Source organism: Pseudovibrio sp. Ad13 (genome assembly GCF_001623225.1).
Taxonomy (GTDB): domain Bacteria; phylum Pseudomonadota; class Alphaproteobacteria; order Rhizobiales; family Stappiaceae; genus Pseudovibrio.
The window spans coordinates 41973-62957 of record NZ_LMCC01000013.1 but is presented as its reverse complement, the minus strand read 5'-3'; the positions used below and the strand labels follow the sequence as shown (position 1 = coordinate 62957).

General features: G+C 50.9%; 19 protein-coding genes. 8 read left to right on the top strand and 11 right to left on the bottom strand.

Features of this window, described 5'->3' with window-relative positions; all coding sequences use genetic code 11:
• Positions 1-138 precede the first annotated feature (138 nt).
• The 4 genes from PsAD13_RS14150 to PsAD13_RS14135 all read right to left on the bottom strand — a co-directional run bounded on the left by PsAD13_RS14150 (position 139) and on the right by PsAD13_RS14135 (position 5047).
• Complete coding sequence (locus tag PsAD13_RS14150) at positions 139-753, bottom strand: TetR/AcrR family transcriptional regulator (protein ID WP_057465344.1); 615 nt, start codon at positions 751-753, stop codon at positions 139-141.
• Positions 754-1238: 485 nt separating this feature from the next.
• On the bottom strand, positions 1239-1847 hold the full coding sequence (locus tag PsAD13_RS14145; RefSeq protein WP_063291870.1) for a TetR family transcriptional regulator: 609 nt from the start codon (positions 1845-1847) through the stop codon (positions 1239-1241).
• 238 nt (positions 1848-2085) lie between these two features.
• Positions 2086-2697: a TetR/AcrR family transcriptional regulator gene (locus PsAD13_RS14140; protein WP_208980904.1), complete on the bottom strand. Its 612-nt coding sequence runs from the start codon at positions 2695-2697 to the stop codon at positions 2086-2088.
• A gap of 364 nt (positions 2698-3061) precedes the next feature.
• Positions 3062-5047: an inositol phosphate phosphatase SopB gene (locus tag PsAD13_RS14135; protein WP_063318553.1), complete on the bottom strand. Its 1986-nt coding sequence runs from the start codon at positions 5045-5047 to the stop codon at positions 3062-3064.
• Between the two features lie 162 nt (positions 5048-5209).
• Between PsAD13_RS14135 and PsAD13_RS14130 the strand changes: the two genes are divergently transcribed.
• Positions 5210-5647 carry a hypothetical protein gene (locus PsAD13_RS14130; protein ID WP_057465348.1) on the top strand — a complete coding sequence of 146 codons (438 nt, stop codon included), beginning with the start codon at positions 5210-5212 and terminating at the stop codon, positions 5645-5647.
• Positions 5648-5751: 104 nt separating this feature from the next.
• Here PsAD13_RS14130 and PsAD13_RS14125 read toward each other — a convergent pair whose 3' ends face one another.
• Both PsAD13_RS14125 and ndk read right to left on the bottom strand, forming a co-directional pair.
• Entirely contained in the window at positions 5752-6225 is a 474-nt protein-coding gene (locus tag PsAD13_RS14125) for a heme-binding protein (RefSeq protein WP_063310867.1), read from the bottom strand.
• 221 nt (positions 6226-6446) lie between these two features.
• Positions 6447-6869: a nucleoside-diphosphate kinase gene (gene ndk, locus PsAD13_RS14120; protein WP_057465350.1), complete on the bottom strand. Its 423-nt coding sequence runs from the start codon at positions 6867-6869 to the stop codon at positions 6447-6449.
• Between the two features lie 493 nt (positions 6870-7362).
• Between ndk and PsAD13_RS14115 the strand changes: the two genes are divergently transcribed.
• The 4 genes from PsAD13_RS14115 (at position 7363) to PsAD13_RS14100 (ending at position 11367) form a co-directional block, all read left to right on the top strand.
• Entirely contained in the window at positions 7363-7896 is a 534-nt protein-coding gene (locus PsAD13_RS14115; protein ID WP_057465351.1) for a DinB family protein, read from the top strand.
• Positions 7897-8002: 106 nt separating this feature from the next.
• Entirely contained in the window at positions 8003-8440 is a 438-nt protein-coding gene (locus PsAD13_RS14110) for a DUF1801 domain-containing protein (protein WP_063318552.1), read from the top strand.
• A gap of 110 nt (positions 8441-8550) precedes the next feature.
• Positions 8551-9375: a hypothetical protein gene (locus PsAD13_RS14105; protein ID WP_063291865.1), complete on the top strand. Its 825-nt coding sequence runs from the start codon at positions 8551-8553 to the stop codon at positions 9373-9375.
• A 105-nt stretch (positions 9376-9480) separates the two neighbouring features.
• On the top strand, positions 9481-11367 hold the full coding sequence (locus PsAD13_RS14100; RefSeq protein WP_057465405.1) for an ABC-F family ATP-binding cassette domain-containing protein: 1887 nt from the start codon (positions 9481-9483) through the stop codon (positions 11365-11367).
• A gap of 79 nt (positions 11368-11446) precedes the next feature.
• Here the strand turns inward: PsAD13_RS14100 and PsAD13_RS14095 are convergent, their stop codons facing one another.
• The 5 genes from PsAD13_RS14095 to PsAD13_RS14075 form a co-directional block, all read right to left on the bottom strand.
• Complete coding sequence (locus tag PsAD13_RS14095; RefSeq protein ID WP_063318551.1) at positions 11447-11899, bottom strand: hypothetical protein; 453 nt, start codon at positions 11897-11899, stop codon at positions 11447-11449.
• Between the two features lie 110 nt (positions 11900-12009).
• Entirely contained in the window at positions 12010-12564 is a 555-nt protein-coding gene (locus tag PsAD13_RS14090) for an AAA family ATPase (RefSeq protein ID WP_063318550.1), read from the bottom strand.
• A 76-nt stretch (positions 12565-12640) separates the two neighbouring features.
• Complete coding sequence (locus tag PsAD13_RS14085; RefSeq protein WP_063318549.1) at positions 12641-13333, bottom strand: methyltransferase domain-containing protein; 693 nt, start codon at positions 13331-13333, stop codon at positions 12641-12643.
• The gene (locus PsAD13_RS14080) at positions 13330-13779 is read right to left on the bottom strand and encodes a DNA polymerase III subunit chi (RefSeq protein ID WP_063288455.1); all 450 of its coding nucleotides are present in this window, start codon (positions 13777-13779) and stop codon (positions 13330-13332) included. The genes PsAD13_RS14085 and PsAD13_RS14080 overlap by 4 nt, the downstream gene beginning before the upstream one ends.
• A gap of 720 nt (positions 13780-14499) precedes the next feature.
• Complete coding sequence (locus tag PsAD13_RS14075) at positions 14500-15990, bottom strand: leucyl aminopeptidase (RefSeq protein ID WP_063318548.1); 1491 nt, start codon at positions 15988-15990, stop codon at positions 14500-14502.
• A gap of 284 nt (positions 15991-16274) precedes the next feature.
• Between PsAD13_RS14075 and lptF the strand changes: the two genes are divergently transcribed.
• The 3 genes from lptF to PsAD13_RS14060 are packed head-to-tail and all read left to right on the top strand — an operon-like array spanning position 16275 to position 20961.
• Positions 16275-17468, top strand: coding sequence for an LPS export ABC transporter permease LptF (gene lptF / locus PsAD13_RS14070; RefSeq protein WP_208986645.1), 1194 nt, complete (start codon positions 16275-16277; stop codon positions 17466-17468).
• Positions 17468-18559 (top strand): LPS export ABC transporter permease LptG, encoded by a 1092-nt coding sequence (lptG, locus tag PsAD13_RS14065; RefSeq protein WP_063318547.1) that lies wholly within the window; start codon positions 17468-17470, stop codon positions 18557-18559. Before lptF ends, lptG begins: the two co-directional genes overlap by 1 nt.
• A complete protein-coding gene (locus PsAD13_RS14060; protein ID WP_063296522.1) occupies positions 18559-20961 on the top strand; it encodes an LPS-assembly protein LptD in 2403 nt (800 codons plus the stop codon). The genes lptG and PsAD13_RS14060 overlap by 1 nt, the downstream gene beginning before the upstream one ends.
• Positions 20962-20985 lie beyond the last annotated feature (24 nt).

Genomic DNA, 20985 nt, shown 5'->3' with positions numbered 1-20985 from the left:
CAAGATCCGGACAAATTGAGTATTTCGCCTTTTCGCAGCCTCATTTCGTGCCGGATTTGAGCGTTTTATTTCACAAAAAAGCGGACTGACACTGAGGGCTGCCAGTCCGCTTGTTCTGATCGTTTTTGCTCACATGCACTAGTGTATGACAGGCTGGTTCTCCAATCTTTCAAGGCTGGCATCAGCGAGATTATACAGGTCGGTGCGATCTACCCCATCACAGGCCTGCTTAATGAGGATCGCCATGACTTCGGTATAGAACTCGGCAAGCTCATTGGGTCTAAAACCTGAGGTGAAGCGCTGTTTGCAGTTCTCCAGTTTTTGATAGATGCGTCCGTGGACCTGCTCTTTGAGGTGCGCCATTTCTTTGGCGATGACGCCGTCGGTATCAGAAATCTCCATAAGCTCAACAGAGAGCAAACTGCCATGTGGGCAGTCATCTTCACAAAACAGTTCAATGCATTCGTAAAGGGCAATACGGATGGCTTCGACAGGGTTGGAATGCATGGCAAAGCCGGAAAGGATCTGATGCTCGTATCTGGTCAGATACCATTTGACCACATTTGAGAACAGATTGGCCGTGTCATGAAAAGTCTTGGATAAACGCTCTGTTGGAACGCCCGTCGCTGTACTGATTTGCCCAAGCGACGTTGCTTCCACCCCAAAATTTGAGAACTCGTGGATGGAGGCTTCGAAGGTTTTTGTCAAACTGATCGGGGTCGGTCGGTTCGTCTTAACGGTCTCGATTTGCATCGAAAATCTCCCGTATCTTTATTGAACGAGCATTCAATCTTAGGCCCATTTACGTATGCAGCAACTTACCCTCAGGCGAACGAAATCTATCCTTAACAAAGAGGAGCGGTTTGCCTCAGCTTTAGTGAAAAATGATGTAACCAACTGTTGTGGCGTTATATTATTACGATTTATTTTATCGATTCTTTGTTCTGCTAAAGGAGTATGACCTAACGTCTGCTGTCTTCGATTGTGGCAAGATTTCGATGGTTTGTCGCAGCGAAATAGAAGCCTGTTACAAAGTCAATCAGGGCAATTGAGTGTCCAGATTAAAGCGGCAGGCTGAGACGAGCCATGATTGCCTGCTCCAAAGCCTCAGTTCAAAAAGCCTTTTGAAAAAATACAACTCAAGGGGGGCAAAAGTTGACAGGCACCCTCACCTAAAAAAAGAGCCTGACAGATGTTCATTTCTGTCAGGCTCTTCGGTCGAAATGTGCTGGGCGTACTCATTTTCGGTAGGCTTCCAGCAGCTCCAGGCTTAAATCAGCCACACGGTAGAGCTCATCGCTTGGGATGCCGTCTGCTGCCTGACTGGCGAGGCCTCTGAGCGTTGTGATGTAGAAGCGCGCCAGCACGGGAATGTCTGCTGTGTCCTTCAAGTGGGTCTTGTTGCTGTTCAGCTTCATCAAGATGGTGGCATAGACCTTACGGCGCAGAGACAGCAGCTCCGAGATCAGGATCCGGTCACTGTTGTTGACGGCTGCCAGAGCGTAGGACAACAGCTTGGCGTGCTCACACTGCTTGTTGCAGAACAGTCCGATGCATTCGTAAAGCGCACCGCGCAGGGCTTCCGTGGGATTGGAGTGAAGCGCAAACTCTGACAGGAGCTGTCTTCCATACTGATCCAGGTACCACATCACTGCAGTGCGATAGAGATGTTCTTTACTCTCAAAGTTCTCATTGAGGAAATGATAGGAAACACCTGACTGGCGGCACACATCATCAATGGACGTGCGATGCACACCGAGGCGCCAGAATACTTTGAGGGATGCTTTGAGTGCTTCCTGCATTGACTGTGGGAACGTCTCGGTGAAGTTAATGGTATCACTATCCATCGTCAGCCTCCCTTGGTGTTGGGCAATTCATACCAAAAGCATAGGTGACAGGAGGCTTGGAACAACAAACTCAAGAGTGCATGGGAAATACCCTTAACAGTATCATTCACGATACTCTGATATATTATGTAAATGACATTCTTTAGCTTGCGTAATATTGCAAAATAAAAAAGGCGTGATTGCGTAATTTTATTAGCAATTCACGCCTAATAACGCATTTTTTGCGCCATTTACTTTATCAGAAACGACGAGATGCCTGCAGTACGCTCAAACTGTGTTCTGCGATTTTATGCAGTTCTGTCGGGCAGTTAACGTCTCTTGCCTGAACAGCCATGCCTTGAATTGTGGCGCCAAAGAAGCTGGCAAGGGCCGGAAGGTCAGTTCCTTCGACAAACTGGGTTTCACAGGCTTTAAACTTATCTGCGATGATCTTGATGGTTTGCTGGCGTAAATCAGCCAATTTACGTGCCAATGCGCCTTGAGCATTAGAACTTTCGACCAATCCGGTAGCGATCATACAACCAGAAGGATGGTCTCCACCGACGAAAACCTCCACACATTCATAAAGAACGGTCCGGATTGCTTCATAAACACAGGAATGCAGAGCAAGGCCAGACAGCATTTGCCGGCCATAGCTTGCCGAATACCTGTCGATTGCAGCCAGGTACAGTTCCTCCTTGGAGGAATACGCTGCATACAGACTTGGTGGTGTAATACCCATGGCAGTGACTAGCTCATTTATCGAAGTCGCCTCATAGCCCTGTTGCCAGAACAGGACACTTGCGATCTCCAGTATTTTTTCTTTATCCAACCGACGGGGTCGACCGCGGGGGGCTTTTTCCATTTCCATAGCGATCACTATATATATTGATTGAAATTTTAATCAATCATAGTTTTACCAAGGGTCTTCCTTGGGTTTCTGGCATTATATCACCTCCTTCACCCACACATTACTGATGCATATCAAACTGTTATGCAAAAACCCGGAGCCGATTTCGCCGCGTTTTGGCGCCTATCTCTCCAGCTAAGGTATAATGACAGATTGTCGCAGCCCCTTGCGATCAGCCGGTCCGTTCCCCAATACCCCAGTGATAACGAGGTCCAGTGTTCAGCTTCCACTTTCACGTATGGGATCAGGAAGTCTCTTTCTTTGCCCCACAAAAAAGAGCGGCACTAAGGCCGCTCCTGATGTTGCATTTGCTTTGAGGTGTTGGCTACGCCTTAACGGCAGCAGACAAGCCCAGCAGGCTTTTGGAGTCGAGCACGTTGTCCAGATTGGCCTGAACTTTAAACATTCCGCCTTCACCAACCTTATAGCCAGCCACACCGGTGCAGGCTTTTTGCACGGTCTTACCGCCCATCACCTCAGAGGACAGGCTCATCAGAGCGTTTTGCGCTTCTGTGCGCTGTCCGTAAATCTGTGGCACAATCGACTTATCATTTTGCGGACGACCTGCATTCAGGCTTTCCACTTCCATGAGACGCGCTTTGACGGCTGCATCCAGATAGCCTGTACGATCCTTGCCGGACATGCAGTTGATTGCAGGAACGGCTCCGGTTTCATTGGCAATCAGGTTGACCAGAACGGCAACACCATAAGCATTTCCCGCGGAACGGCGTTGCTTGCCATCGTTGACTGCCTCATGCAGCTGGGTACTGTAACTCTCAAGACGGGCAACTTTACCTGGATCGTTGGCCCCTATTGCATCGGCTTTGGCCTGCTCCACCATTTCGTCCAGTTTACCAATGAGCGGTTCGTTGTGGTTGTCAGCCCATTTCCAGCCGGTGAGACGATCCCCCAGATGCTTGCCGATGGAGCCAGAGAACAATCCCAGTTTCGCAAAGCCGTTGACACCCATGCTGAACGGCAGCACTTCGACCTCTACATTGACTTCAGTTATGCCTTCACCCGGCAAGTCTACCGTGATGGTTTGCTCGCCCTGTGCGCGGCCCCATGCTTCCTGCTGGCCGGTTTCATAGGTCTTTGCCTTGGATGCTGCGGTCAGCAGTGAGGTTGAAACAATTTTCAGCGGGAAAGGCTCTCCCGGGTGATCTGTGCGCCATGCTACAATGTCAGCTGCTTTGGTGGATGCCGCTGCTGTCACCACTTCCTGGGTTCGGGTGTCTGCGCCCTTTGTGGCCAGCTCAGCATCATGTTTGACACCGAACGGGAAGTTCACGCCATGACGAACTGCTGCGTAGGAGGTGGTTTCGCCTTTCAGCTCGCTGACCCACAGGTTTACCGCGTGATCTGTTTCAGAGGTTGCCGTTGAGCTGATGCCGTGTTTTTCATCGGCCTGATAGCCCCCTGCCAAAACTTCCAGTTTTGCTGCTGGCGTTGTGGTGGCTGTGAAGGAGCGCTCTGTCAGTGTAGCATCGCCTGAGGCACCCAGTTCTCTTTGCGTTGCCACATCCAGCTTGACGGTCTCAGTCGTGGTCTGCCAGTTGGCCTCAGTCTTGTTCAATGACTGGGTTATGTGAGCGGACATGTGCTGCTGAAACTCTTTCTTCAGCGTTTTGATATCACTCTTGGATAGTGTTGTCCCCTCAGCAGAAGCTGCCAGTTTGTAAGCTGAGATGACTTCCTTCTGGATGTCTTTGTTCAGTGCTTTGGAAGCCTTGGCGACACCTTTGATATCATCAGGATTTTCTGCAATCTTTGCATCCAACCGATCAAACGCTTCGTTGATGCCCACTTCTGCTTTGATCTCGAAGACATCACCGTTTCCACAAACACCAGCACTCAGCAATTCTTTAACAGCGTGGTGTGCGGCTGGTCTTACATGGGTTTCGGCCCGTTCCTTGATGTTTTCGACAGATGTCGCAAGGCTCTTGTTGTTTTCGGTAAACTGAGCTGTTTTTGTGTTCACCAACTGTTTGGTGGCACCCGCTGCAGCCGGAGCGGTTTCCGCTTGGGATGCACGTGAACTGCCCGTGAAGAACGCCTTGATGCGGGTGAGGACGCTCTGGGTCTCTCTGCCCTCTGCCGGGATGTTTACACGTGCTGCCAAGCTGTGATGGGAAGAGCCTGAGATTTTTTCTCTGACATATGCAACAATTTTAAACAGGCCACCATCCTGGCTCCGCACTTCAGTTGATTTTACGGCTGTGTTTTCAGCGGCATTGGTGTTTGCCTGATTTACAGATGTAGTTTCAATAGGTTGGACAGTTGTCGATGCAGCGACCGTCGGAATTCCCATGCCTAGTTCCCTTAGTTTTGTCTTTTAGCGGCGCTTTGAGCGCGTTCTTGAGACAAAGCATATGGAAAGCTGAGAGGCGTGATGTGCCCTTTGGCACGCCTGTGGGTTGATTGTCTCTGTTAGACAGAGTTCAAATCAAACATCCCGTTTAAAGGAGCACCCGTGTCGAACTTTCAAACAGCCGCTAATGAATTCCTTGAAAGCATTGATTTAAGCCCGATGCTGGAGGATGACCTCGACGGCGAACTCGTGCTTGAAATTAATCAGAATTTCTCTCTGGTATTCGGCTTTGATCAGACCACAGAAACATGCGTGCTCCGCATTCTCTTCAATGACTTGCCAACTGATACCCGTGTTCTCACAGAACTGCTGCAAAACAGCAATACGCTGGATGTGGCGGGTTACAATCTGACCTTTGGTCTTGAGGTTGCCCATTCCTCAGCCTATGGCGAAATCCGTATTCCAGACAGCGACATTGACGTTACGCATCTGAAGCAGGTTTTCCCGGTCTTCCTTCAGGTCTCAGAATGGTATGCTGAAGTAAAAGCCGGTGCGGCTCCTGAGTTGTCAGGCCAGGACCACCCGCAAATGTGGATGTAACTCCTGAGGCTCGCCTCGTGCCTTTGAGACAGAGATAGCGCAAAAACAAAGCCAGCTCCGCACAAACGGAACTGGCTTTGCTAAATTCACTCGGTTTGCTGAGATCAGCGCATGGCTTCTACAGCTGCCTTTGCGCAGGCTGCGTCATTTTCCATTGAGCTGCCCGCAACACCGATGCCACCCACCAGAGCACTTTCACCCACAATGATTGGCAGGCCGCCTGCAATGCCAAGAATACCCGGGAACTGTTTGAAGACCGGTGCCTTCTCCAGAACCTCGTTCACCTGCTCTGTTGGCATGCCCCAGGACAAAGATGTGTTTGCCTTGAGCGTTGCGCCTTTGTAGCTGGCAGGCAGAGCCTCATCCATGCGTGCAGACGCCACAACATCCTCTCCCCGATCCAGAATAACGATGGACATGTTCCAACCGTTTTCCTTTGCCAGAGCCACACAGGCGCTTACGCCTTTGCCTGCAGCATCAAGGCTCAAATAAGGACGGGTATGGTCCTGAGCGGTTACCGCGCTTGCCACCAGTGCCAGAGATGCCCCTAAAAGAAGCGATTTTGCATTAATATTCATGAATTTATCTCGCGTTCCGTTTTCCCACGTGCGCGCGGACTTAATTTTAAAATTGTGTCCGAAGCAAGGGTGCCCAGCGCAAACCTGAGTTTATCCAGTAACTTTTATGAACCGTCTGCCGATACGATGGAATTTTTGACAAGAAAAGACCCGCCTGACGCAATCAAGCATCAAGCGGGCCTTTTTTGAATTCAGCAGACAGCTGAAATCGATGAGCTAGATTAGCCTACGACTTCGGTGCCGGAGAACCAGTAAGCGATTTCTTCAGCAGCTGTTTCAGGAGCGTCAGAACCGTGTACGGAGTTTTCGCCGATGGACAGAGCGAATTCCTTACGGATGGTGCCTTCAGCAGCATCTGCGGGGTTGGTAGCGCCCATGACTTCACGGTTTTTCGCGATTGCGTTTTCGCCTTCCAGAACCTGAACGATAGTTGGAGCGGAAGACATGAATTCTGTCAGTTCACCAAAGAAAGGACGCTCTTTGTGTACTGCATAGAAACCTTCTGCTTCACGCAGGGACATCCAAACGCGCTTGGATGCAACAACGCGGAGGCCAGCTTCTTCGAGCTTAGCGGTGATAGCACCGGTCAGGTTGCGTTTGGTTGCGTCCGGCTTGATCATGGAAAACGTGCGTTCAATCGCCATCGTTATTACCTGCAGTTTGTCACGAGCTTGCGAAGGGCAGCTCTCATTAAAAATCTTTTTCCTGTAGCGCCTTAACAAAGCGCCACAAAGGTTCGCGCGAGATATACTTAAACTCTCCCTTAAAAAGCAAGAGGGTATATCCGTATTCCCACGTTGTCCTGCGTGAAAACTGCAGAAAACAGGCGATTATGACTCATTGATGACGGTTGTAATGCTGTTATCAGCCCTGCTCCGAGGCACCCCTCCCGTCTCTTCCTTATGGCCCCCTTTGATTTTAAGGGGAGGTTTTCCCAAGGAGGCAATGTCGCGAATGCAGGCTTTTGGCGAAAAGAGTTGAGGTTCCAACAGGTTCTGGCACTGCATGGACAACTACGTCTTTCGGGTTGCGACTACACGTCTCCCCCTACGGCTGATTTTGTTTGAGATGGGTCAATTTATAGAGGTTCAAAGGCGTGCATTGTTCTTGCAACAGACATAGCAAGAGGACACCCCTATGAAAGCAGCATTTGTAATGTATGCCTCCTATAACAAGTGGGCTAACGATCTATTGCTTCAGGAATGCGACCAGATCACTGCGGAAGAGTACCACCGTGATCTTGGCGTTTATTTCAATTCCATTCATGGCACCATGGATCACCAGTATGTGGCAGATAAAGTCTGGCTTTACCGCTTTACCGGCCAGGGCGACCCGATTGACAGCCTTGACGAACAGTTGACCGGCGACCTTGCAACCTTGCAGGAAAAGCGCCGTCTGCTGGACGACCGTATCTGCTCGGTGATTGATCAGATGCAGGAGAAAGACTTCCTGCGCACCATGATTTATCGCACTGTGCGCAAGCCACTGGTGATGCAGCAGCCCCTTGGCGCTGCGCTGTTCCACTTCTTCAACCACCAGACTCACCACCGCGGACAGGTGCATGCCATGCTGACCCAGCTGGGCCGGACACCTGCGGCGCTGGACATGATCTACTTCCAGCGTGAGACCGGGCAATGGATGGCAAAAGAAGAGGACATGATTACCGCCTGACGAAAGGCAGCTGATTTCGCCTGATAATCAGGCGTGTGCTCTTGTTTCTCCCTGAAGAGGTCAATTATGATCTGGTATTGATCATGATCTTTTCAGGGATGCATTTATGGAGCGTGTTACAAAGCCCGGCAAACAGTCAGCTCAGGCGCCTTTGCCTGATGACGTTGCGGCGGTGTTTGCCGCTTACCCTGAGGATAAACGCGTCCACCTGCTGGACCTGCGCTCGCTTATCCTGGACTGCGCCCAGCGCTTATATGGCCCCTCCTCTTTGACTGAGGCTCTGAAGTGGGGGGAGCCTTCCTATCGCCCTTTGCCAAAGCATGGCGGCACCACGGTGCGCCTTCACTGGAAACCAAAGTTCGGCGACCAGCTCGGCCTGTTCGTGCACTGCCAAACCACCCTCATTGCTGACATGCGCACCCTTTATGGCGATGTGCTGAGTTTTGAAGGCAACCGCTGCCTCTGGGTGCCTGTAAATGGCACTTACCCACGTGATCCAGTCGAGCACTTTGTGGCGGAGGCGTTCAGGTATGGGAAGAGGTAGGAGTTGCTCTCTCCAAGCCTAAAAGAAAGCACTTCTTTCATTGATTGAAGTAAAGAAAATACATTAAATTAGAAAGCTGAATCTGATTTAATTCTAATGGGTTAGGTATATTGAAGATCAATTTTTCTTCTTTTGACTGGTGGCATATTTTTTTGCTGTTTTTTTTCGCGGTATTTGCGCTCACCTTCATTACGTTTTCGGCTTACGGAGCCCTGTCGGTATTCGGAGTACTAAGAGGTGCTACCATCGACATCTCACCATCAGAAGACTTTCTAGTGGCGGCACTAGGCGTTGCTGCAACTGTTATTGTTGCGATAATTACTCTGCTCTCAGTTTTGGCAATAAAACAACAAACCGCCACAGCCCAAGAGCAAGCCGAGTACGAACGTCACAGACGAGCGGAAATGTATCGTGCTCGCCTGCCTTTTGATCTTGTAGACCTCAGTAAGTTTATTGACCTTCTCGCATCTCATTACGACCGATTAGTCAACGAAATAAACCGTAGAGAAGAAGCAAGCGAACCCGAAATCTCAATTAAAGAAATTAATGAAATTGGCTTCAGAGACCTTAAAGATCCACGTCGTTACATGGATTCACTTTGTGGTTATCTGGAGTATGGCGATCAGCAAATTGCAACGTCGATCATATCAGTAATGCATGAATTGCAAACAACATATTCCAGCGCATCGTTCAATGAAGAGCGCGACTTAGTATTTGATGCAGAGAGCTATCAATCTGAATTGATCAACTTAGCCAAACTCAAATCTGAAATATTGGATATTCTCATGCAAATGAGGAAAGTCGGCACAGAAGAAATACTTGATATCTTTCAGCCGTCTTTTGAGCGAACCATACGTTCATGGGCATTCAATTCGACTGTAAGCCCCGAGCAAGTTCGATACTGCTTGGATTATTATTCGAGAAATTACGCCTGATCAAATTTAATCCTGCTTCCTGAAACCACGCCAGTATCAGAAAAACTTAAAAATTGGATTGGTTCCCCCTTGCACAACAAGAGGTTTGCGGGCAAACAGCGTGGCATGCTTCAGGTTTCTAATCTTACATATCGCATTGCCGGGCGTCTTTTGATCGACAATGCCTCCGTTACTATTCCAAGTGGTGCGAAAACCGGTCTTGTCGGGCGCAATGGCGTTGGCAAATCTACGCTGTTCAAGCTGCTGTGCGGTGAGCTGTCCGTTGAGAGCGGCAGTGTGCACATGCCGCAAAAGGCGCGCGTGGGTCAGGTGGCTCAGGAAGCGCCGGGCACGCAGGAAACGCTTTTGGAAGTGGTTCTGGCGGCTGATACGGAACGCACCGCTCTTTTGGCTGAGGCCGAAACAGCTGAAGATGCGCACCGGATTGCGGAGATCCATACGCGACTTGTCGATATTGAGAGCCACAGCGCTGAAGCGCGGGCCTCTGCGATCCTGAGCGGACTGGGCTTTTCTTACGACGAGCAGCAGCAGCCGTGTGCCAATTTCTCTGGTGGTTGGCGTATGCGTGTTGCGCTTGCAGCCTTGTTGTTTTCCAAACCAGACCTGATGCTGCTTGATGAGCCGACCAACTACCTCGACCTTGAAGGTACGATGTGGCTGGAGAACTTCATTGCGCGTTATCCGTACCAAGTTGTTCTGATCAGCCATGATCGCGACCTTTTGAACAATGCGGTTGACAGCATCGTGCATATGGATGGTGGCAAGCTCACCTTCTATCGCGGTGGTTATGACAGTTTTGACCGTCAGCGCCGTGAAACCATTTTGCTGCAGAAGAAGGCGGCTGATAAGCAGGAAAAGGCACGCAAGCACATTCAAAGCTTCGTTGACCGTTTCCGTGCAAAGGCCACCAAAGCGAAACAGGCGCAGTCTCGCATCAAGATGCTTGAGAAGATGCAGCCGATTTCCGTGTTGGATGAAGGATCAGGACTGGAGCTGCATATCCCGCAGCCTGAGGCCAAGCTTTCTCCGCCGATCATCAAGCTGGAGCAGGCTTCTGTTGGCTATGATGACACGGTGATCCTGAAGAACCTGACGCTGAACATTGACCATGACGACCGCATTGCTCTTCTTGGTGCCAATGGTAATGGTAAGTCAACCTTCGCCAAGCTGATTGCCGGGCGCCTTGGATTGATGTCTGGTGATATGACTAAGGCCACCAAGCTGAGCACTGCGTTTTTTGCGCAGCATCAGCTGGATGACCTGATGCCCGAAAGCAACCCGATTGAGCATGTGCGTCCGCTGATGCCGGGCGCGTTGGAATCCAAAATCCGCGCGCGTGTGGACCGGTTTGGTTTGCCGACAGACCGGATGCTGACCCCTGCCAAGGATCTTTCCGGCGGTGAGAAAGCCCGGTTGCTGCTGGGCCTTGCCACCTTCCACGGGCCGAACCTTGTTATTCTCGATGAGCCGACCAACCACCTTGATATCGACAGCCGTGAAGCCCTTGTACACGCGATCAACGATTATGATGGTGCGGTCATTCTCATCAGCCATGACAGACATCTGGTAGAGGCCTGTGCAGACCGGCTGTGGCTGGTTGCCGATGGCGGAGTGAGAAACTTCGACGGCGACATGGCGGAGTACCGCAAGTTGATCCTGAAGGGCGACAGTGGCTCCAAGTCCAAGGTTGCGGTTGAGGAGGACAGCGAGAAAGCGAATGCGCAGGCGCGCCGGAAGGAAGCTGCTGAGCGCCGTGCCAAAACTGCTCCGCTGAAGAAGAACATTGAAGCTGCGGAAAAAGAGATCTCCAAGTACCAGAAGTACATCAAAAAGCTAGATGCCCTGCTGGCTGATCCGCGCATCTACACCGAGGCACCGGACAAGGCAAAACAACACGCCATCCGCCGTGCTGCCTATGTGAAGGTGCTGGAAGAGACCGAAGAGAACTGGCTGAAGATGTCCGCTGAACTGGAAGAGCTGACAGGCGGCTAGGCTTATCGCTTTCGAGAGAATGTTATGAACCCGGGACTGGAAACAGTGCCGGGTTTTTTATTGCTACGTGTAGAGCGCCTTATGCGTCCCTGTCAGACATACCTATGTCGGTAGCTTCCCCCAGCGGGAAGGACCGGCGTAGCCCAAATTTCATGGCAAAGGCCAGGATCAAAGCAATCAAGGCTAACATGAGTGTTGCGAAGTAAGCGTCACTTGGCTGGTTGGTGCAGACACTTCCCTTGCAATGCATTGCGACCAGAGATGGCTCGCGCCTGTCGCCCTGCAACTTAAGCAGTTTTAAATATGTGCGCTCGCTGAGGATATGGCTTTTGTCGCGCTCGTTCATCACCACGATCGCTTTGCCCGCAACCTCTAGACTGAGCTTTGCAAATTCAACAGTGTGCTCTTGAGCATCTTGCTTGTAGGAACTTGAATATCTGAGCGCAGGCCACCAAGCCTGCATAGGGACGAAAGTGTGCAAGAGAATTGGCAAACACACCAACAGCCCAAGCTTCACCAGCGGTTGCGTCATCAGGCCTCTTCCAATTCAATAAGCTAGTTATAACAATAGGTTAACTTAATTTTCTAATATACAGATTCACCGGCTTCACAAACTGATTCAAGTGAACGGTTCTCGTCATGTTATGCCTCTGAAACCAGTTTTGACAAGGCTTTCACTCGGTCGTTCTTGGAGCCTGTCAGCTCCACCGTTTCGGACAGGACATCCAGCAATCCGAGCGTGTCATCGCGGAGAATTTGTTTCAGGCGGATGTCGGTTTGTTTCCGGAGTTTTGGGTATTCGATGGCGGCGGTGATCTCATCAGGTGAGATAAGCGGGAGGAAGATGATCAGGTCCAGAGTGCTGAAGGCTTGTTCGATCTGCCTCAGGAGCTGACCTGACGGCTCCCATTCATCGCCGTCTTGTTCACTCAGCACTTCCAGATAAGCCATGAAATCCAGCGGGCAGCGATCGAAGATTATGTTTTGCTCTACACCAGAGGTGAGGATCGTTTTCAGGCTATGACTCAGCTGCTCTGTGAAGCTTCCGATGGTGGGCTCATCTGAGAGTGCAATGCCCTGCTCTGCCAGGTCCCAATAAGGTTCCTGAGTGGCTTCATAGGTCAGGTTTTGATCGACAAAGTCTTCTATGAGTGTTGTTTTGCCGCTGCCGTGGGTTCCGGTGATTGCGATCCTCATGCTGTCCCCTGAAGATAAAACGCCTCTCTCCGTGCTCGAAGTGAGGCGCTTGATTGTTCTCTGCTGGCGCTCGGCTCTAAGCCTTGCGTTTCAGCTCCAGCCAGATGTGGGGGATGTTGCGGCCATCGTCTTTGTGTTGAACGAAGGTTGTTCTTGAAGCCTCTTCGAAGCCATCACCGTAATACTCTGCGATCTCTTCATCTGTCAGTGGCCATGGCGGGCCAGAGCGGTCGCCGGTGCCATCATAGTACCGCCCAAGGATGATCAGCGAGCCGCCGGGGGCGACGAGGCCTTTGAGAGGTTTGACCACATCACCACGCATTTCGATGCCGATGGCCTGCAGGGTAAAGCATTCGTAGACCAGATCGAACTTGCCAACCCAATCTGCTGGCGGGTTGAACAGATCTGCACAACGGAACTCGATTTCACCAGATGGGAAGCGCTTTTGCGCCCATTCGATAGCTGTGGGCGCTACATCAAAGGCGGAGGTTTTCCAACCAGCCTCATGAAGCGCATTGGCGTTATCGCCCAGCCCGCAGCCCACATCCAGCGCGGTGCGCCCCTCACCCTTGTTGTGTTCCAGCCATTCCACTAATGGCGCTTTTGGCTTCAGCTCGGCCCACGGGATCTCGTTGGTGTCGCCATCGGCAGTGGTGTAGACTTGCTCAAACCAGCTTTTGCGGTTTTCCCAGCCCCCACCATTTGCGCCTTCCAATGTATCCAGACGCGCGCGTAGTTGTTTTCGATGGTCTATGTCGTCAGTGGTCATGCTTTGCGATCCCATCCGCCATTGTCGGTCTGCGCCCAGTATGTGAGTTCATGGTCGCCGTTCTTGACCTCCAGCCAACGCTGCCGGGCTTCTTGTAAGGCATCCTGATCGTTGCCGTCGAACATGTAAACGACGCGCTTGTACTGCGCCGGATCTGGCAGAGGCGCGCGGTCTACGAGAAAGCGGACGATTGCCTCATTGGGGTTGTCGTTTTCCGTTGTCAGGTAGATGGGCTGAAATTCCGGATGGCCTTCCTTTTTGGTGCCGTGAGGCAGGAAACCATCGTCAGAATAGGTCCAGAGGTAAGAATCAATGGCATCACACCGTGCTTCCGTTCCAAACTGGATGGTGACAACCCATTCTCTCTCCAAGCACTTTTCAAGGAGAGTGGGCAAGGCCCGTTCCAGCGGAAATTTAGAGAGCTGGTAGAACAGCACTTCACTCATATTCTGGTTTCCCGTTTATCCGGCAGGCTTTTTGCGTCCTGCAGCCCAATACGCCGTGCGACGCATGCTGCATCAGGCTGCGCATGGAATATGTAAAGCCCAAATCACTGTGTTTCTCAATTGACCACATTTTATCCTAAAAATTGTCGTGAATGATCCCAATTACATCGGGATATTCATAGGAATCGTTGATAAACCCAACCCAGACGCTTTAAAGGGCTAGACTTGACCGCATTCCTGGGGAATTTCGGTGTGGTGTTAAGCTTAGCGAAACCGACGCCAAATTATGGAGGGTGAAATGCTCTCATCTCTGTGGTGTTGTGGGACCGCAGGCATTGTATATTTAGGAAACGACCAAATGGCAGCGCGTATTGTATTGTTCTTTGCTCTTGTATCCGGTCTTGTTGGCGTAACAGCTGCAGTGGGTGCAATGCTTCCAGAAGCCTCCAGCTCCTGTACTCATTATCAGACCTGCTGATTGACTGGAAAACCAACTTACTCTTTCAAATATAAAATTTTCTTTGAATATAGCGCTTAGCGCGTTTAACTCTTTTAAGATCAAGAATGCCCCTCTTCAGTTTGAAGTGGGGTTCTTTTTTTGTCGTCCTCAAGACGTTGCTGCTGCCTTTGTGATGAGCAGCAAAAAGGCCGGCCACAACTTCTGTGACCGGCCTTTGTTCGTTTAATTTAGCGCAGGCATTTTGTTGCCTGATGCAAGGCTTAGCCTTCGTAATGATCTTTGATCATGCGGTTCAGTGCGCGCACGCCGAAACCGGATGCCCAGCCCTGAGAGATTGCGTTTTTCTTGGAGCCCATTGCAGTGCCGGCCACGTCGATGTGTGCCCACTTAGCCTCATTCGTGTGACGCTGCAGATAAACAGCTGCAGTGCTTGCACCACCCCAACGGCTGCCGCCGGTGTTACGCATATCTGCATTTGGAGTGTCGACCATCTTGTCGTACTCATCACCCAAAGGCAGACGCCACATTTTTTCTGCAGTGGTTTCACCAGCTTCGCAGATCTGCGCTGCCAGCTCATCATCAGCAGAGAAGACACCTGCGCGATGGCCGCCCAGAGCAACCAGACAAGCGCCTGTCAGGGTTGCAAGGTCTACCATGAATTTCGGCTCAAAACGGCTTTGTGTGTACCAAAGCGCATCACCCAGCACCAAGCGGCCTTCCGCATCGGTGTTGAGGATCTCAACGGTCTGACCAGACATGGTTTTGACGATATCGCCCGGACGGATCGCGTTGCCATCCGGCATGTTTTCCACCAGACCCAGCACGCAGATTGCATTGACTGCAGCTTTACGGCCAGCAAGAGCTTTCATGAGACCGATGACAGCTGCTGCACCGCCCATATCGCCCTTCATGTCTTCCATGCCAGCGCCCGGTTTCAGGGAGATACCACCGGTATCAAAAACAACGCCTTTACCAACGAATGCGATTGGAGCTTCGCCTTCCTTGCCGCCATTCCATTTCATGATTGCCAAACGGGAAGGACGAACTGACCCCTGACCAACGGCCAGCAGTGCATTCATGCCCAGTTCCTGCATCTCTGCTTCGTCAAGGATTTCAACTTCCACACCGAACTCAGAGAGCTGCTGAGCTTTTGCAGCGAACTCAACCGGGCCAAGCGTGTTGGCAGGCTCATCAACAAGAGTACGTGCGAGAAGTGTGCCTTCTGCCACAGCCTCAGCTTCTGCCCAAAGTGGCTCAACGGCGGCTGCATCCTGCACCTTCAACGTGATTTCGCAGGCTTTGTCGCCGTCTGCTTCTTTTTTAACAGTGCGATAGGTGTCGAACTTGTAACCACGCAGCAAAGCACCTTGCGCAAAGTCTGCTGCCTGCTGAGCTGTTGCGGCAGCTGGGAAGGTCACTTCTGCACCTTCCGCTTTGAGCGCAAGCAATTTGCCAGCAACTTCACCGCCCAGATTAACCCAGTCCTGCTCTTTCAGATCGTCAACTTTGCCAAGGCCTGCAACGATCAAACGGTCTGCATCCATACCTTCTGGAGCGAGCAAGTGCATGATACCGGATTTCTTACCTGTGAAATCAGCCGTTTTAGCAGCACGCTCAACAGTTTTTCCAGCGGAGCCCATCACACCCTCAGCTTCTGCTGCAAAGCTGAGTTCTTCACCTGCAAAGACGACCTGAACGGGTGCTGTTGCATCAGAATACTGCGCGATCTTAATGGATGTGAATTGCGTCATTATGTCGTTTCTTTCCTCGGGATGACCTGCGATAGGCAATTTCTAGCAGAATATGCTAGCAACCACAGGCGGACGCGTGGTCCAGCTACTCTTAAAATTCATGGCAGAACATGGCGCGATAATGGTCCCGTTTCAAGGCTATGTGAAGAAACTTGCGAGTTTATTCATTAAAAGATCCGGTGATCCGGCTTTCTGCCGTATTCCGTGTTATTGAGTGGACTTGAATCATTTTGCGGCTTGGCCTCCCCCATAACGAACAAGAAAAGGTTCTGTTGCACGGCACAATGAAAACTATTGAACGCTACATCGTCAAACGCAGCTTTACCGCCTTTATTGTGACACTGGCCGCCATGACTGGCGTCGTCTGGTCCACCCAAGCGCTGCGCCAGCTGGATCTGGTCACCTCAAAAGGCCAGACCCTTTTGCAGTTTGGTTACATCACTGCACTGGCTCTGCCTTTTCTCATCCTGATCGTTGCGCCCTTCGCAATGATGCTGGCGTTTATAATCGTGCTCAACAGCATGTCCCGCGACAGTGAGCTTATTGTCATCAACGCTTCGGGCGCTTCCAAGTCGCTTGTTCTCCGGCCAATCATGGTGTTTTCACTCGCAATCACAGCCCTGATGTATTTCCTGTCCATGTATCTGTCCCCGACAGGCTTGGCGGAATTGCGCAGTGAGTTGACGCGCGTGCGTGTTGATTTGGTCGCCAACATCATCAAGCCTGGACGTTTCATTCCGATCGAAGAGAATCTGACCTTCCATATCCGCAACAGAAGCGGTGATGGGATCCTTGAAGGTCTCTTGCTGGATGATGCCCGCGATCCGGAAACCTCATTTACCTATACGGCTGAGACGGGACGGATTATCGAGGCTGCGGACAAAACACTGCTTGTCATGCTTGATGGGACGATCCAGCGCCGCCCGAAGGGTGGACAGGATATGTCCATCGTCAGCTTTGAGAGTTATGGCTTCGATTTGTCCTCGATGATTCCCGAGGCTCGCGAGCCAACATTCAAGGCAAGTGAGCGTCCAACCTTCGAATTGCTGAGCGCAAGCCCTGATGATTCTTACGCTGCAAAGCATTGGGACAAGCTAGTTGTGGAATTCCACGACCGTTTAAGTGTCCCGCTTTACCCCATTGCCTTTGGTCTGATCATCTATGCTTTCCTGGGTTCTCCCAAGACCACTCGTCAGGATCAAGGCCTTGCAATAACAACAACAATCGCGGTTGCGACCCTGCTGAGAACAGCAGGTTTTGGCGCAACGCTCATCGTGAGTTCGGCTCCTGATATGTTCCCATTGCTCTACGCAATCCCAATAATCGCAATTGCGCTTGCTGCGTGGTCCATTAGCCTGAACAGAAGACCTTGGTTTGTTCAGCGTCTGGTCGATGGAACACAAAGCCTCTTTAATGGCATTGGTCGTGTGTTCTCCAAATTGGTAGGCCGCAAGAACCAAGGGACAGCAGGACTGTAATGACCGGAAGAACGCTTAGTCTTTACATATCCAAACGGTTTTTGAAGTCGATTCTGGCCCTCTTTCTGTTTGCTGCCGTTTTGATCTTGCTGTTTGACGTGCTTGAGCTTGTTCGCCGAGGTGGCGACCGTGAAGGGTTTTCTCTTCTGCGCATTGCTGCAATCTCTGCTTTGCGCGTTCCACTTCTGCTTGAACAGGTTATTCCGTTTGCCGTCCTTTTTGGCTCTATCTGGGCGTTTGTTACGCTCTCTAGAAGCCTTGAGCTCGTGGTCGCACGTGCGGCTGGTATTTCGGTCTGGCAGTTTACTGCCCCTGCTCTTCTGACTGGCCTGTTCATAGGCGTTGCTGCTGTGATTGGTTACAATCCTGGTGCTGTATATCTGCAGCAAAAATCAGATGAGGTGGCAGAAGGCTTGTTCAGTGTGGAGCAAACCTATTTGCTTGAAGGATCTGGAGAGGTTTGGCTCAGACAGAACGGCACCGATGGCGAGTCAGTTCTTCATGCACGCCACACCAGCGGGCAAGGCGCGACACTCAATGGTGTCACGATCTTCTCGTTTGATCGCCAAGGCCAGTTTTCAGAGAGAATCGAAGCACGGCGCGCCGTTCTAGCTGAGGGCATGTGGCGGCTAACTGATGCTGTTGTCTATGCTGTAGACACTGATCCACAGCATTATGGGAACTACTCTGTCAGTACTTTTTTGACCCCAACCGAGGTCAAGGAGAGCATAGGTTCGCCGGAATCTATTAGTTTTTGGAGTCTTCCACGCTTTATTGAGTTATCCCAAAGGGCTGGACTACCCGCGTATAGGTATTCTTTACAATATCAGACTCTTCTAGCCAAACCCCTGTTACTTGTGGCAATGATTGTCATTGCTGCTGCTGTTTCGCTGCGTGTATCGCGTTTTGGGGGGATTGGCCGCTTGATCATTTGGGGCATTATTGCTGGTTTCGTGCTTTATGCCGTTTCCGAAGTCTCAAAGGATCTGGGCGGTGCTGGAATCGTTCCCACAACGGTTGCAGCATGGGCACCTGGCGTATTTGGGGTTCTTATGGGTTTTACAATTCTGTTAAATCAGGAGGATGGTTGATGGGTTCGGCCTTGATCCTGAAACAGAAAATCAAGCGAGTTGGTGCTGGCTGCGTATCGCCAGAATACCTTCGCACTGTCTCTGCAGTTGCTCTGCTGTGCGGCGCTGGCCTTGCGGTCCTCAGCGCGCCTGCAGTTGCGCAGATCGACCTTTCACAGTCTGCCCAGCAGGCTGTTGACACATCTCAACCAATGTTGCTTGAAGCTAAAGAGCTTCGCTATGATTTTGACAATGACGTCATTATCGCGACGGGTAGTGTTGAGATCTATTTTGACAACTACACATTGCTCGCAGATCGTGTGACTTACAATCGTAAGGACGGGAAGTTTTCTGCGCACGGCAATGTGGAAATGACAGAGCCTGATGGCAATCTCATTCTTGCAGACAATCTGACTTTGAGTGATGATTTCTCTGAGGGCTTCGTCAATGCTTTGCAGATTGACACTCCTCAGTTTACGCATTTCGTTGCCGAGAGCGCTGAGCGCTCTAATGACAACGTCACCACATTGAGGAATGGTACTTACTCTGTCTATAAGAAGGCTCCCAAGCCTCCGTTATGGCGGATCAAATCAACAACGATCATCCACAATCAGCAAAAGCAACGCATCTATTTTGAGGGTGCTTCCATTGAGCTGTTCGGGAATACGATTGCCAAGATTCCTTACTTCTCAATCGCAGATCCATCAGTCGGCCGTAAATCTGGCTTCCTACTTCCGCGCTTTGTTACCAAGAATCGCCTCGGTTTTGGTGCCGCGATTCCATATTATTGGTCCCTTTCGCCAACATACGATCTAACCGTGACACTCACGCCGCTCACGCAGCAGGGTGTATTGGGCCAGCTGGATTGGCGGCAACAGTTTGATACTGGTTCCTACAATGTTTCACTTGGCGGGATCTCTCAGGCAGACCCAAGTGCCTTTAATGGCTCCAGCGGCGATGTACGTGGTCGCTTTATTGTCAATACGGACGGAAGCTTCGATCTGAGTCAACGCTGGGAAGCCGGTTGGGACATTACTTATGCAACAGACCGGGCATTCCGCGAGGACTATGGGTTTGCACGATTTGGTAGCGCTCAGGAAGTTTCCAAGCTTTTCTTGAATGGTCAAACAAAGCGGAATCTCTTTGACGCAAATGCATATGCCTTCCAGATTTCGCAGGAAGACAACCCAAGCCCAACGCAGCCGATGAATCCGATTGGGCCATTCTCTCAGGTCAATGCAGATCTTCAAGAGAAGCAGCCTTTTGTTCATCCTGTCATAGACAATGCCATTTATTTTGAGAAGTCTGTCGTTGGTGGACAACTAAACTACGATGGCAACCTCACAAGTCTGACGCGCCAGACAACTGACGCCTTCTCTGTGAATGGCCAGAACCGCTTCCGTGGTGTTGAAGGTACGTTTAGTCGTCTAAGCGCAAATCTGACTTGGCAGCGCACACTTATCGATCCGATTGGTCAGGTGTTCACACCGTTTGCCTATGCAAAGACCAACCTGTATTTCCTCGCGAACGCAGATGATAATGTGACAGCTCTTTCAGATGAGTCCATTGTCTTCCGCGGAATGCCTGCGATTGGTTTGGAATACCGTTATCCGTTCCTTGCAACATTTAACGGTGGCAATCAGGTTATCGAACCGATCGCACAGATCATTGTTCGTCCAAACGAGGCGGAGATTGGGGAACTGCCAAACGAAGATGCGCAGTCCATCGTGTTTGATGCTTCCACGCTGTTTGAGTGGGATAAGTTCTCAGGCTTCGATCGTAACGAGGGTGGTACTCGTGCAAACTTAGGTTTGCAGTACAAGCTGCAGTTTGACAAAGGCTCGTTTATCAGCGGTTTGTTTGGTCGCTCCTTCCAACTTGCCGGCCAGAACTCCTATTCAGTTCCAGGCATTCTCGATTCAACAGGCGACTCCGGCTTGCAGACTGCAGGGTCTGATTATGTGACGAGCCTTTATTTCGATGCCAATACTGGCTTTCGTGTGGGTGGTAACGCACGCTTTAGCGAACATGACTTTGGTGTAGAACGTGCGGAAGTCAGCGCAAGTGGTCGTTATGGTCCAGCTTCGACAGTTCTGTCCTATGCCTATTTGGCGGAGCGTCCAGACGCTGGGATTGATGAACAGCGCTCTGAGCTTGTTGGTGCCTTGAATCTGAACTTGCAGGAAAACTGGCGTGTCTTCGGTTCACTGCGTTATGACATGATCAACGAAAACATTGTTCAGGACACTGTTGGTCTTGGTTATGACGACGAAGGCTTCTCCGCTTCACTCTCCTATGGTGAAGACAGAAGCCGGAACAATGGTGAGCCCGTAGAGCGGATCTTCTTCTTCCGATTCGGCCTCAGAACTATTGGTGATACCAGCCTTTCGACCTCAACTTCTGACTCATCCCCAAATGATTGAGTAAGTAGATAAGCTTAAACCTCT